Origin of the sequence: Natronolimnohabitans sp. A-GB9 (assembly GCF_030848565.1) — an archaeon.
Taxonomy (GTDB): Archaea; Halobacteriota; Halobacteria; order Halobacteriales; family Natrialbaceae; genus Natronolimnohabitans.
Genome location: NZ_JAVDDV010000004.1, coordinates 44,843 through 57,679 on the forward strand (window position 1 = coordinate 44,843; position 12,837 = coordinate 57,679).

The following is a 12,837-nucleotide window of genomic DNA, read 5'->3' on the forward strand; positions in this document are numbered from 1 at the left end:
CTACCGATGGTACGTCTCTTCGCCACCGCACGTACGCTGGTTATACGCGGGCTGCAGGTCGCGATCGTCGTCGTAGTTCTGGTACTCGCTGCCGGATACCTTCTCGGGCAGCCGATCCTGTTCGGATACGTGGCGACCGACAGTATGGAGCCGACGATCGACGCCGGCGACGGGTACGTGGCGATTCCGGCCGCACTGACTGGAACTCCTGAGTCTGGAGACGTCGTCGTCTTCGAGGCAGAAACGCTCGACGACGACTTGGCAACCCACCGGATCGTCGACGAAGGGGAGGTCGGCTACGTGACTCAGGGGGACGCGAACCCGTCGCCCGATCAAGAGAGCGGCGAACCGCCGGTCAGAGAGAGCCAGATCGTTGCAACGGCCGTTCAGGTCGACGGCGAGGTAGTTACGATCCCCGGCCTCGGCACCGCGGCCGCCGAAGCCGAGCACACGGCCGAGCAAGTCCAGCATTGGGTCGCGGTTACGCTCGGAATTCGGTGGCTGTCCGGCGCGAGTAGTCTCGCGTTCGTCGTTTTGATCGCCTCGAGCACCCTGTACCTCGCCGAAACGATCCGCGAGCGACGGTCGTCACCCCAGCCGATGGATGCCAACGAGAAAGCGGACTCGGCGGGGATCGACCCTCGATACATCTGTGGTGGACTGGCAGTGCTGGTCGCGGCAGCGGCCCTGGCTGCGATGATCGTTCCGGTCGGGGCCCAGCCAATTGAGGTCGTGAGCTCCGAGCAGCCGTCGGAACGATCGACGGTGATCGAGGCTGGCACGACGGCGGAGGCGACGTACGAAACGACGAACACCGGTCCCGTGCCCGTCGTCTCCTATCTCGAGACCGACGGCGACGGTGTGACAGTCGACACCGAGGAGTTCTCGCTGGGCTATCGCGAGGAACTCGAGACCACCGTCGAACTCACGGCACCGGAGGAAACAGGCTACTACCGGGTGTTCGTAGTCGAACATCGATACCTGTACGTGCTCCCGGCACCGGTGATCGAGACGCTACACGGGATTCACCCGTGGGTAGCACGCGGGACGATCGTCGGGATCCTCGGGGGAGTGACGTATGTCCTCTCCCGATCGCTGATCGGCTCCGGGCCTGTTCACTCGCCGTTGAACCGCTCGTCAACGCCTACGACCGGCTCACCACTCCGTCGACTCCTCCGACGGCTCTATTGACACTGAGTACTACATCATGACAGAACGTTTCCTCCGAATTCGCGGTGCAGTGATGAAGTATCATCGCCTATTGCTGGTCCTGTCCATTCTTGCAGTAGCAGCCGGACTCTGGATCGGATACGGTGCGTACGTTGCCCCTGGCGAAGCCACCGAAGAGCGGACGGTCCTGACGACGTCGGGGGAGATCGAACATCAGGCGGTCGTTAGCGAGCCGAACGCGCTGTATCCAACCGATACCGTGTTGGAGAACGAGCCACTATACTATACCACGATCGCGCCGACCGTCGAAGGAGAGTACCACAGCCGCTACGGTGCCGTCCAGGAAGGGGATGGTGATGCGACGGTGGTACACGAACTCGAGCTCGTGATACGGTCGGTGGACGGCGACGAGACGTACTGGATGACGAGATCGGCGCTCGGAAACAACACCAAACAAGGCGTCGCCCCCGGCGAAGAGACGACGACCGCCTTCGAGATTAACGTTACCGAAGTTCAAGATCGAATCAATGAAATCGAGAGCGATCTCGAGGACGACCCCGGTGAACCGTCCGCCACCGTCGAAGCAACGGTCACACTCGAGGGCGTCTTCGACGGCGAGGAGCGAACGGTGACGACGACGAATCAGATCCCAATTCAACTCACCGGCGGCACGTACAGCATCGATGAGGACGAGCTGTCCGAGGAACAGATTACCGAACACGAGACCGAGACCGCCACTCCTGGTCCGACGCGAACAATCGGTGGGCCGCTGTTGCTGATCGTGGGCCTCGTCGGGACTGGCGGGCTGGTGGTTTTCCGACCTGACGAGTACGGCCTGTCGGCGACCGAACGCGCCTGGCTCGCCTATCGCGACGATCGGGCCGAGTTCGATGCGATCATCGCGACCCTCTCCACTCCAGAGGAGGCGTTCGACCGTCCTCGCACCTCGGTGGATTCACTCGCGAAGCTCGTTCAGATTGGTTCCAACACCGACTCGACGGTCGGCTACGACCCGTTCCGTGAGATGTACGTCGTCGTCGACGAGTTCCTGTACGTGTTCGAACCACCTCAGAAACCGGACAGCGCCGAACGAGGATCCGACTGGTTTGCGGAATGGCGCGAATCTAGCGAAACGAAATCCAACCAGGATGACGATCCGGATCGGGGCGAGGATCAGGACGTCCTTGCTCTTCCGGCGCATGACGTCAGTTCCACCACAAAGACGACTGTCGACCAGGATACGGACGAATCGTGAACTGGTCGGCAGTAGTTGTAACGGTTCTCGTCACCACTACTCGGGTTGAATGCCTCGAATTGCGAGCTGATTGACGAAAATGACGGGTGCTTCATGATCTTATTGCAGGGAGTAGAAACGGGGTGCTAGATCGCTGTTGGCAAGCAGAGAAGCGACGTTCCTTCCATGGACAAGCCTCTTCCCAAACGAATCGAGTGGACGTCAGTCCCAATCGAGTTGAGTGTCAGTTGACAAAAACAATGGCAGCCACACCGGCATTGAGCCGCGAAACCGGAAAACCACGCCGTTTATTTCCCTTGGCTGGACAGTCGTAGGTATGTTGCAGCAGCTCGGCCCACTCGGAATTGTCGGTCTCGTGATCGTTCTTCTTGGAATCGCGCTCATCGCCTCTCAGAGTCTCCTGATCGCCGCCGGGATGGCCCTGATCCTCGCCGGACTCGGACTGATCGTCAAGGCGCTGGTCTCCGGACTGCTCCAGAGCTTCGGAATGTTCTGAGATCGCCGATCGCACTCGTCTGCCGGCGTTCCGAGGGGCCGACGGCGGCGCTCGGCCGGCACGTGACGACAGCTGACCTCTCACACCCCGTTGTTCCCGGCTCGGTGCTCGCTGATGAGTTGGTCGACCATCGCGGCCTTGCGATCGCGTTCGCGTTCTTTCGCCCGCTCGTGCCAGTCGTCGATGACCGCCTCGACGTCGTCCTCGCGGGCGACGGCGAGCTCGTCGACTTCCTGCATGGCAACGTCGTCGGCCGGGCCGACGGGAATCTCGGCGTCGAAGAGGATCTCGTCGGCGATCTCCGAAAGACCGCCTTCCTTCAAGACCACCCGCGGTTCGAATTCGGCGAGCAGTTCGGCCGTCGACTTGCCGGCACCGCTTGCGTCACGCAGGTAGACGACGTCGCCGGGGGCGATCCCGTACTGATCGTTGGCCTCCCGGATCGCGCCTTTCGTGAACTTCTCGACGACCTTGACGGGAACCAGCCCCTCCTTCTCCGCGGAGACGTCACTGAAATTCGAGTGGTCGAGCTTCCAGAGGGCCTTCATCCGATCGACCTTCTTCTCGAGTTGTTCGACCTCCTCGCGAGCCTCGTCGCGCTCGTGCTCGAGTCGCTCGGCTTTGCGCCGGTAGCGGGTCACCTCCCGGTCGCGGCGGACCTCCTTGCGTTCCTCGCGGCGGGCGGCCTCGAGTTCGGACTCGAGTTCGTCGATCCGATCGTCTTTCTCCTCGAGCCGTCCCTCGAGGGTCTCGACGTGTGACTGGAGTCGCTCGACCTGGCGCTCGAGGCTCTTGATCCGCTTCTCTTCGGCGGTGAGTTCCCGGGGTTCGTGTTCGGTCGACTCCGCTTCGCTCTCCTCGTCGTCGTCCAGATCCGTGAGGACGGCTTCGACGCTTTCCTCGCCGGCGACGACGCGGGCGGTTACCTCGCCGCGATCGACACCCGGCGGGAGTTTGCTCGCGATCCGCTCGAACTGATCCTCGTGGGCGTCGACGGCGTACAGCGCCGCGGCCATCGCATCACGCTGATGGTCGTCGTCGTACTGGTGGTCACGCGTTCGGTGTTGTTTCTCGTCGATCGGGAGGTCATTGCGGGGCGTCCACCCCGCCGCGTCGAAGCTGCGGCGGAACTTCTCGACCGTCTCGGGGATCGGCGTCACGTCCGCTGCCACGATGATCGGTCGTCCCCGCTCGACGATCCACTCGATCACCTCGGCGGTGTCGCTGGTTCGCGAACTCCAGACGTCCAGGACCTCGCCCTCCAGAGAGACGATCGCGACCGCGGTCGTCGTCCCGGGGTCGATGCCGACGACGACGTGGTCACGCCGTTTCGCAAGCGGCCGGAACTCGATGCCGTCCCGGCGCTGGCGTTCGATCTCGACGCGGACGTCGCCCGCCCGCGACCGTGAGACCGGGATGTCGCTGGGTCGGGCCTCGACGGTGAAGACGGCGTTGGCGTAGCCGCCGTAGGACTCGCGAACGTCTTTCTCGTAGTCGAGGTTCGCATCCTCGAGTTCGGACTCGACCTCGCGGGCTCGGCGTTTGACCGAGCCGTGGATGCGGCGGGTGTACCGGTCCTCGCTCCAGCCGCCGCTGCCCGTCGAGCGGCCTCGAGCGACCTTCACTTCGGTCGTGTCGGTAAATGCTGAGACCTCGTGGCCGACGCTGTGGGCAGCCAGTCGAGCCGCCGCTTCGGCTTCCTGCATCGGCTCTTTGCCGTAGGGAACGCCGTGGCGTTTCGCGACACGTGAGAGTGGCTCGGGCTGCTCGGCACCCGTCACCTGGACGAGTTTCGTCCCAGTCGGGAGCGAGCCGAGGAAGTGGATGAGCTGGTCTTTGTCGGCCGCCAGCTCGTACATGTTGTCCGTCGCGACGATCGCCGGCTCCTCGTCGTCGATCAGTCGTCGGAGTTTCCGATGGGTGACGACGTCTCGGTCGACGTCCTCGCCGTCGTAGACAGCCAACGCGTACGACGGGGCGTCGCCGCGCACGTCACCGCTCTGGATGTCGACTCCGAAGACGACTGCATCGAGCGCACTGGTTCGCGTGCTCACGGGCGCCCCTAGGGGCGAGTTGGGTATAAATCCGGCGCGGGTTCGAAGTCCGGATTCCAACCGCTACGAGAACGCGCCATCCCCGAGAGCGCGCCGCCGACGGGGAGTCGATCACCGAACCGCGAGCCTGGCTGGCCCGACAAAGCCCCGGTTAGGGCTGGTCCGCCTCGAGCGAACAGACGAAGTGGCGGCTCCGATTGCGGGCGACGTACTCGTAGACGCGGGTCCCGACGGCCCTGACCGGCGACAGCGCCATCAGGGCCGTCACCGGTGTGAAGATCCGGAACTGCCTGAACAGCTGTCGGAACGCCTCGTAGCCGCCGTAGACCTCGCCGTCACGGAAGACGTACATCTCCGACTCGAGATCGACGCCGTCGCGGTCGATCAGTTCGGCGGGGACGTCCGATTGCGAGTAGAACTGCACCGAGTCGTTGACGTCGAGATGCGCGAAGAGATAGAGACTCCGCGCACAGAAATAACAACGCTCGTCGTAGACCAGCCGGATCGCGTCGTCCTCGTCGGCCGCGAGACGCCGGTAAGCGACGTCCCAGGCGACGAACAGCGAGAGCACGAGGATCATATCCACGAAGTAGAGTCCGAGCGTGGCGATCACGGCGACGTGGAACCCGATCAGGCCGAGAACCGACAGCGTGATCGGCAGCCCCAGCACGACAGCGACGAGCAGCGAGACCTGTACCAGCGCGGTGCCGACGAAGCCGAGCCACGCCAGCGTATCGGACGCGAGGATCGGCGCGGCAAACGTCCGTTCGACGCCGAGTAGTTCCTGGTTGAACAGGATATCGCGCTGAAGCTCGGTCCCGGTGAACCAGATCTCGATCGGACCGTTCAACACCTTCCCCCAGGCCGAGCCGAGGTAGAGCAATCCGACGGCGAGCAGTCCCCACTTGAGCGCGCGCACCCGGTACTCTCGGTCGGGACCCTCCTTTAGCACCGCGTTCAGCTCGTCGATGGAGCGGTCTTTCGTCCGGCGGACGCCGTCCAGCGAGAGCACGTCGTCCTCGGCGAAAAGCGCGAACAGGAAGACGAAATAGGCGCTGGCAAACAGCGACTCGACGGTGCCGGCGTGGTAGATCGTCGTCTTGACCGACAGCATGTGCATCAGCAAAAGCGCTGCGAGTCCGCCGGTCCAGCGCGTCCGGTAGCCGACGATGAATCCAACCAGGAGCGCGGCGACGACCCACTGCTGGGAGGGGAGAAGCGCGAGCAAGACGTCCTCGTGGAGGAAGGCAACGGGCGGGTTGAAGTGGCGGGGCCACTCCTGGTAGAACCCCCAGTCGAGCGAGACTACCCGCCAGAGGAGCCACGTCCCGAGCAGGATCCGGACGACGGCGAGGTTGATCGGAGACGAGCGGGCGTCGTCGGCGACGTAGTTTACGAAGGCGTTCATGGATTACGTGTGTTCGATGACTTCGTCGTCAGCCACGTCGACCGTGAGCCGGAGTCGTTTCTCGTTCGATTCTACCGACGAGTCGTCCTCGGCGTAGATCACCGTCCGCTCGTAGACTCGAATCGACTCGAACGCCTCGTACTCCGAGAGCTGGTCTGTGGTCCACGCCGGATCGTCGACGTACCGCGGCGGCTGGAGCCGTTCGGTCACGGAGCGGTCGCCGGATTCGACCGCCTGACGATACTCCCTGACGTGCTCAAGGTAGAACTCGCCCATCTCCATTCGCTCCGCGTCGCTGTACTCCTCTGCCAGCTCGCCGCCGACGGAGGAGGTCCGCGTGCCGGTCAGCGGCGGCGTGGCACGGTCGTCGAGTTCGATCTCCTGGCCGTCGGCGTCGACGACGTGAATCTCGTAGTAGGTCATCTCCTCCTCGGAAGGCTGGGCGAACTTGTGCATCTCCACGACGGGCAACAACGGCATCCCGACCGCGGTCACGACCAGCAGCGTCGAGAAAAAGCCCACGAGCCAGATCCGTCGCAAGACGGACCGGTTTGCCAGCGCAAGAGCGCCGAGGCTTCCGAGAAAGAAGAGCACGTAGACGGAGACGAAGATCACGTCTCTGAACTGCGCTATCGCATCGATCACTCTGATGTCACCTATCCGACCCGACAGCCGTCACCGGTTTTGCTACCGTCCCGTTAAGACGGTTTCACACGCTGAGAACGTGGCACTCGAGCCGGCCCAATCCCTTTCAGCGCGTGGCCCGTGGCACGAACGTGCGCGGAACGTATCGGTGCGACGACTGCGGTACCCACTTCAAGGCGTCCCGGCAACAGTGCGGTGTGTGTGGCACGGCCGGGATCGAAACGGACCGCGAGATGTGCCCGAGCTGTGGGACGAGCTTCGACGACTCCGCCCACCAGCAGTGTCCACGGTGTGGCTCGGACGAGGTCGACCTCGTCAACCGGATGTAAGGTCTGCTGTACCAATCACTGGCAAGAGACGCTCGTCTGTGGTCTCGCCGGCTACTATAGCAGTCCGTATCAGACGTCGGGCTCTGCATCGTCGACGTCCGTCGGCTCCCCGAGTTCGGCTCCACCAGTCGTCACGAACCGGATCTGGACGTCGGTCTCGCCGGCGTTTGTCGGCACCGGAAACGACACCACGGCGTCGTACTCACGACTGCTGCTCTCGTCGGTGACGACGTACTCGATCCCCTCCTCGTATAACAGGTCGAGTACTGTCTCCCGCTTTCCGATCGGGATGGTGACCTGAATGTGACGCATCCCATGCATCTAGTCCGCTGACACGAAAACAGCTGGGCGGACACTGCTTGCACGGGCGCGTGCGAGCGCACTGCCTTCGAGCGAGTCGCCAACGTAGCTGCTCGCGTTACTCGTCCGGATACGGTATCTCGAGTTCGATGCCGTCGTCGGGGACGAAGACCTCACCGTCGAAGACGTCGCGTGCCTGAGCCTCGTGGTCGTCGGTGTGGCCGGCATACCGCGAGGAGATGTGCATCAGGGCGAGCCGTTTCGCACCGGCCCGGGAGGCGATTTCGCCGGCCCCACGAGCCGTCGAGTGGGCCGTCTTCGTCGCCCGATCGGCCCGGTCGTCGGCGAACGTGGCGTCGTGGATGAGCAGATCGGGTTCGTCGGCGGCCTCGATCGTCGCCGTCGTCGGCCGCGTATCACCGGTGTATACGATCGATCGGCCCGGTCGCGGCTCGCCGACGACTTGGTCGGGCTCGACGACGGTACCGTCCTCGAGTTCGACCGGCTCGCCCTCGTGGAGTTTCGAGAACTTCGGCCCCACCGGGACGCCCAGTTCCTCTGCGCGTTCGCGGTCGAACCGACCTTTGCGCTCGTCCTCGACGAGGGCGTAGCCGACCGCGCGTGCGTCGTGGTCGGTCTCGAACGCCCGAACCTCGTACTCGTCGGCACGGTAGGCGACGTCGCCGTCGCCGACCTCGTTGATCCGGACCGGAAACGAGGGACGGTTGTCCAGGGCATTGATCAGCGATTTCAGCTCGGTCCGGGTCCCGTAGGGGGTGTGGATCGACAGCGGGTCCTCGCGGTCGTTGAAGTCCATCGTCTGGAGCAGTCCCGGAATCCCGAGGACGTGATCGCCGTGGAGATGCGTGACGAACAGATGGGAGATCGCAAAGCCGGTGCCAAAGCGCATCATCTGGCGCTGTGTTCCCTCACCGGCATCGAACAACAGCCCGTCTCCCTCTCGAGTAACGAAGATGCTACTCGGGTTCCGCTCGGTCGTCGGAATCGCCCCAGCCGTCCCCAGAAACGTCACGCGCAGTGGCATCGACTACTGTTCGGCCTGGGTACGGTATACCGCCTTCGGATCGCGTCGAAAAAATCGAATCGTCGTGATCGGTGGTGCCGGTGTCGCTACCGATTCTGTGGGTTACCTGGCGGACGGGATCGGCGACGGCCACGTCCCGGCGGCTGTTGTGCACCCGGATCGAGATCGTCGTCGAGTGCAGCAGCGACGCCGTAGGCGATCTCTTCGTGGTAGGCCAGCCGCGTCGTGTAGCTCTGGGAGAGGAAGATACCGTCGTCGCCCAGGCGGTTGACCAGCATCGAGTCGGCGGCGCCGGTCGGATCATCCGATAGCTCTGCTTCGAGGACCCGGCTCGGCAGGGCCTCGTTGATCGAGTCACGGACCGCAATGCGGAGCGATTCGTCGGCGTTCCCGCCGACTTCGATACCGCGTTCGCAGACGCCACCGAAGTCGACGGCGACGTCGAACTCGGTATCGGCGATTTGCTCGAGTTTGGGGTACGACGCCGGATCGATCTCGGTCGACGGAACGTACCAGCGCTGGAACGCCCCGCTTGCAGGGGTCGGCCCCCATCCGAGTGCACGCCAACTCGTCGCCGACGTGAGATCGGCCGCGTAGGCCGCTTGTTCGTCGGTCCATGGCTGCATTCCGCCGCCGTGGGGTGCGATCATAACGAGGGAACTGTCGCGCTCGTCGAGTTGTTCGACGAGTTCACCCTCGCGGCGTGCATCTCTCGCCGAGAGGTCGGACGCAGGAACGGTCGAGGAGATCTCCGCTTCGAACTCGTCGTCGAGCGAGTGGTCGGTCACGGGCCCGGGACAGCCGTTTCGGTCGTCCGATGGCGTCCGTCCCGAGGGACCGAGATCGAGTCGGGACTTCCCGCTGTCGGGCATTCGAACGCTTTCTTCGGTCGATTCCGGTCGCTCTTCGGTGATCGTATACGCGGCGAACTCCCCGTCCGTCCGGGTGAGTCGAATCTGCTGACCGACCGAGAGATCCCAGTCGGAAAGCAGCCGTGGATCGGCCGAGACCGCCGTCTGATCGAGAACGAGATCGTCCTGACCGTCGGCGAGATCACGGACCAGAGCGGTGTCGTACGATCCGTCGTGTCGCGTCGCGGCCTCGTAGGAACCGACCCCGAGCCCGAGTAACGCGGGCGAGGCGAGGGTTGCTCCGAGGAACTTCCGTCGGGATGAACTGGAACGATGCTGCTCGTCGGTGTCGTCGGATGTCGTGTCGTCTGTCATTGGTTCGTAGCAGTCGGTTTCGGTTTCGATTCGTCACTGTCGGTTTGGCGTTGCTGGCGCTGTTCGAACGCCTCGTGTCGGCGCTGAATTTCGTCGTCGAGATCGCGCATGAACCCCGCAACCGTGTTCCCCATGATGAGGACCGGCCAGCCGTCGGCCATCGCATCGTCGAGGACGTCCCCAGCGTACTCCCGCTCGTCGTCGTGGACGACGACGGGGAAACTCGTCTTCTGGGCGAACAGTTCGGCGTGGCCGCCCGCGACGCGTGCCTGTTCGATCGCTCCCTGATCAGCGAGCGACTCGAGGTAGTCACGGAACGACGCCGTCCGAGCGCGACGGTCACGTCGCAGATAGACGAACGGCTGGATCAACTCGCCGTCGTCGACGAGTGACTGTCTGACGAGCTCCGTACTCTCGACGTCGTTGACGTCGGCGGCGTTGAACGCCTTGCCGTCTGGAAGCGGCTTCCAGTCGATGCGAAACTCGTCGAGCATCTCCCCGATCACGTGCTCCGACAGCGGCGGTTCGTCGATCGCCTCGAGAACCTCGTTGACGCCATAAACCGTCTCTGCACCCGGCAGATCGTCGTGTTCATCGGGAACGTCGACGTGTGAGATCGTCGCACCGACGGTCTCGAGTTCGCGCTCGAGATACGTCTGCAGGCGAGGATCCTGTTCGCCGCTGACGACGTGGGTACCCTCGGGCGTCGCTCGAGCGAACGCACGAGCGATGTCGGCACGGCTGCCGCCCAGGGTGTCCCGGTGGTCTTGACGAACGTTGGTGACGACGAGAACGTCGGGTTTCCCGAACGTCTCGTTCATCATCCGCGTCGTGTAATCCGTGATACCCTGATTCTCGAGAATCAGGGCGTCCGCAGGCGTATACTTGCGGAGTTCACGGACGTTCTCGTAGAGCGTGACTCGCTCACCACGACTGATGTCGTTTTCCTCGCCGTCGTACAGCGACAGCGGGTGATTGCCGGTGATCTTCGCGTAGGCGTCGTATCCGCGAGACCGAAGCACCCGATACAGGCGTTCGGTCGTCCCGGATTTGCCGCGGGTCCCGGAGACGACGATACGGACGTCGATCTCCGCTAACCGTTTCCGGTGTTCGACGCCGCGGTTGAGCGGCTCCGTGAGGCGTTTCGTGATCCGTGTGAGCGGTTCCGTCACTGGTGGTTTCAGATTTGGATATGACATGGTCGGAGAGTTAGGTGTGATCGTGAGAGGCGATGCGTCGACGTTCTGCCGCGCTCGGCCGGAGTCGTTCGAGTCGAATCGCCGTTACGGCGCCGACGGCGAGCACTGCGACAGCAACTCCGAACTCGAGGAGGCCGGGATCGACGAGGAGCCCTGCCCGTGTTGGCTCGATCAGCAGTCGCAGCCCACCGAGGAATCCGACGAACGCACTCGCGGAGAGTGCGATCGACGTCGATCGGTGTTCGGGTGGCATTCGGTGAAGGTTGTACGCACCGATACCGACCAGAACCGCTGTAAAGAACAGGTGAAGGCCCGTGGAGACCGGGACAACGATCGCAACCGGAACGAAGCCAGCAACCGCGATCGCCAGTCCGATCGCGAGCAACACCCGTCCGTACAGGAGCGTCCGTCGATGGATCTGTGTTATCGACCAGTAGACGACTGCGAGTCCTGCGACGTACAGGGGAAGTACTGCAGCCGACTGGAGCGAGAACAGTGCCAACAACGGAAGTGCGATAAGTCCGTTGAGTCTAATTCCCCAGCGGAAGTACGCGCCCTCGGAGACGAGCAATCCGACGAGGATCGCTCCAAGAACCAACGAGAGCGACGCACCGAGGGTAAACGACGAGTCGCTTACCACTGCTTGCTGAAGCACCGCGATATCGGAGCCATCGCTGTACAACACTGGTGGCGTGAGCTGTCCGAGGTATGGAGCCAGACTGAGATTGACGAGCCCCACACCAAGCCCGGTCAAGCCGATCAGGGTCGCAACACTCAACAACACGTCTTCGCGACGGCGATCCGCCTCGAGTTGGTGGTAATTGTAGGCGGCGACCCCCGGGAGGATGCTCCCGACGAACGTGACCTCCGAGAACGTAAGGCCAGGGACGCCGATCAGTGAGAGTCCGCCGAAAACACCGAGCGGGACGGTCGTGCTGAGCCCCATACTGGCCAGCAGAAGCTGGCGGCCGAACAGGAACGTTCGACGCTGCAGGACGATCAGCCCGACGTAGGCAGCGACGGTTCCGAGCGTGAACGCAGGGATCGCGACGAAGTCGTACAGCGCATACACCGCAAACAGCGGAACCACGAGGACTCCGGAGAGTCGAAGTCCGTACTGCTGTACGATCCCGACCCCGATCAACAATCCGAGTACCGTCAGTATCGCAGCAACAATCATCGGTTATCGACAGGAGTCATCGTTCGATTTCGATCCTCTCGGACGTCTTCGTCGCTCAGCACAGCCAACGGCTGATTTCTCGGTGTCGGCGAACCCATACATGAATAGGTGAGTAGTAGATAAATAAACTTTATCTAGAGTGTTTTTTATCTAGGCCTTGGATTTATTAACTCATAGTAGTTTAATATCTATCATGTGAATCAGATACTATTTATGAATTTTAGATAATCAGAGATCAGGTAGCGAACAGAGCAGGGTGATAGACGAGCGAAGAACCGATCTAATATTCCAGCACAGTAATATAGATTTAAATCATTATAATCAACACTATGTGATGTGGTTCCAGCTAGGTCGGGTGTTATTGACACTCTCTTACCGAGACAGTCGACGTCGACTGTCGCGTCCGAAATAATCGACCGATTCCGACCCGATTCGACAGCTCGAGCAAATCACCGCGACGTTTTACATCGATGCGCCGCCAAACGTGTCTCAACACCGTTCGACCTAACCGGGTGTCACCTAGTGACGTT

11 protein-coding genes and 1 pseudogene are annotated in these 12,837 nt (G+C 62.6%); 4 read left to right on the forward strand and 8 right to left on the reverse strand.

Annotated elements, in window-relative coordinates:
• The first annotated feature begins 6 nt into the window (after positions 1-6).
• The 3 genes from RBH26_RS06885 to RBH26_RS06895 all read left to right on the forward strand — a co-directional run bounded on the left by RBH26_RS06885 (position 7) and on the right by RBH26_RS06895 (position 2,921).
• Entirely contained in the window at positions 7-1,191 is a 1,185-nt protein-coding gene (locus RBH26_RS06885; protein ID WP_306757445.1) for a S26 family signal peptidase, read from the forward strand.
• A gap of 52 nt (positions 1,192-1,243) precedes the next feature.
• Positions 1,244-2,425 (forward strand): DUF5305 domain-containing protein, encoded by a 1,182-nt coding sequence (locus RBH26_RS06890; protein ID WP_306757446.1) that lies wholly within the window; start codon positions 1,244-1,246, stop codon positions 2,423-2,425.
• 316 nt (positions 2,426-2,741) lie between these two features.
• Positions 2,742-2,921 carry a hypothetical protein gene (locus tag RBH26_RS06895; RefSeq protein ID WP_306757447.1) on the forward strand — a complete coding sequence of 60 codons (180 nt, stop codon included), beginning with the start codon at positions 2,742-2,744 and terminating at the stop codon, positions 2,919-2,921.
• Positions 2,922-3,001: 80 nt separating this feature from the next.
• Here RBH26_RS06895 and RBH26_RS06900 read toward each other — a convergent pair whose 3' ends face one another.
• From RBH26_RS06900 to RBH26_RS06910, 3 genes are all read right to left on the reverse strand, one after another.
• A complete protein-coding gene (locus RBH26_RS06900; RefSeq protein WP_306757449.1) occupies positions 3,002-4,975 on the reverse strand; it encodes a DUF460 domain-containing protein in 1,974 nt (657 codons plus the stop codon).
• A 151-nt stretch (positions 4,976-5,126) separates the two neighbouring features.
• Positions 5,127-6,383, reverse strand: coding sequence for a DUF393 domain-containing protein (locus tag RBH26_RS06905; protein ID WP_306757450.1), 1,257 nt, complete (start codon positions 6,381-6,383; stop codon positions 5,127-5,129).
• 3 nt (positions 6,384-6,386) lie between these two features.
• Entirely contained in the window at positions 6,387-7,028 is a 642-nt protein-coding gene (locus RBH26_RS06910; RefSeq protein WP_306757451.1) for a hypothetical protein, read from the reverse strand.
• Positions 7,029-7,225: 197 nt separating this feature from the next.
• Here RBH26_RS06910 and RBH26_RS06915 point away from each other — a divergent pair, with 197 nt between their 5' ends.
• Positions 7,226-7,357 (forward strand): hypothetical protein, encoded by a 132-nt coding sequence (locus tag RBH26_RS06915; RefSeq protein ID WP_306757452.1) that lies wholly within the window; start codon positions 7,226-7,228, stop codon positions 7,355-7,357.
• A gap of 156 nt (positions 7,358-7,513) precedes the next feature.
• Here the strand turns inward: RBH26_RS06915 and RBH26_RS06920 are convergent.
• The 5 genes and pseudogenes from RBH26_RS06920 to RBH26_RS06940 all read right to left on the reverse strand — a co-directional run.
• A pseudogene (locus RBH26_RS06920) lies at positions 7,514-7,669 on the reverse strand (TIGR00341 family protein); the annotation flags it as partial.
• 106 nt (positions 7,670-7,775) lie between these two features.
• A complete protein-coding gene (gene rnz / locus RBH26_RS06925) occupies positions 7,776-8,702 on the reverse strand; it encodes a ribonuclease Z (RefSeq protein ID WP_306757454.1) in 927 nt (308 codons plus the stop codon).
• A gap of 86 nt (positions 8,703-8,788) precedes the next feature.
• On the reverse strand, positions 8,789-9,928 hold the full coding sequence (locus RBH26_RS06930) for a hypothetical protein (protein ID WP_306757455.1): 1,140 nt from the start codon (positions 9,926-9,928) through the stop codon (positions 8,789-8,791).
• The gene (locus RBH26_RS06935; protein WP_306757456.1) at positions 9,925-11,100 is read right to left on the reverse strand and encodes a Mur ligase family protein; all 1,176 of its coding nucleotides are present in this window, start codon (positions 11,098-11,100) and stop codon (positions 9,925-9,927) included. The genes RBH26_RS06930 and RBH26_RS06935 overlap by 4 nt, the downstream gene beginning before the upstream one ends.
• A 37-nt stretch (positions 11,101-11,137) precedes the next feature.
• A complete protein-coding gene (locus RBH26_RS06940) occupies positions 11,138-12,307 on the reverse strand; it encodes a poly-gamma-glutamate biosynthesis protein PgsC/CapC (RefSeq protein ID WP_306757457.1) in 1,170 nt (389 codons plus the stop codon).
• Between the last annotated feature and the right edge of the window lie 530 nt (positions 12,308-12,837).

Coding starts and splice junctions, on each gene's coding strand:
- RBH26_RS06890 (WP_306757446.1), top strand. CDS start 1,244: ATGAAGTATCATCGCCTATTGCTGGTCCTGTCCATTCTTGCAGTAGCA.
- RBH26_RS06885 (WP_306757445.1), top strand. CDS start 7: ATGGTACGTCTCTTCGCCACCGCACGTACGCTGGTTATACGCGGGCTG.
- RBH26_RS06930 (WP_306757455.1), bottom strand. CDS start 9,928: ATGACAGACGACACGACATCCGACGACACCGACGAGCAGCATCGTTCC.
- RBH26_RS06895 (WP_306757447.1), top strand. CDS start 2,742: ATGTTGCAGCAGCTCGGCCCACTCGGAATTGTCGGTCTCGTGATCGTT.
- RBH26_RS06940 (WP_306757457.1), bottom strand. CDS start 12,307: ATGATTGTTGCTGCGATACTGACGGTACTCGGATTGTTGATCGGGGTC.
- RBH26_RS06905 (WP_306757450.1), bottom strand. CDS start 6,383: ATGAACGCCTTCGTAAACTACGTCGCCGACGACGCCCGCTCGTCTCCG.
- rnz (WP_306757454.1), bottom strand. CDS start 8,702: ATGCCACTGCGCGTGACGTTTCTGGGGACGGCTGGGGCGATTCCGACG.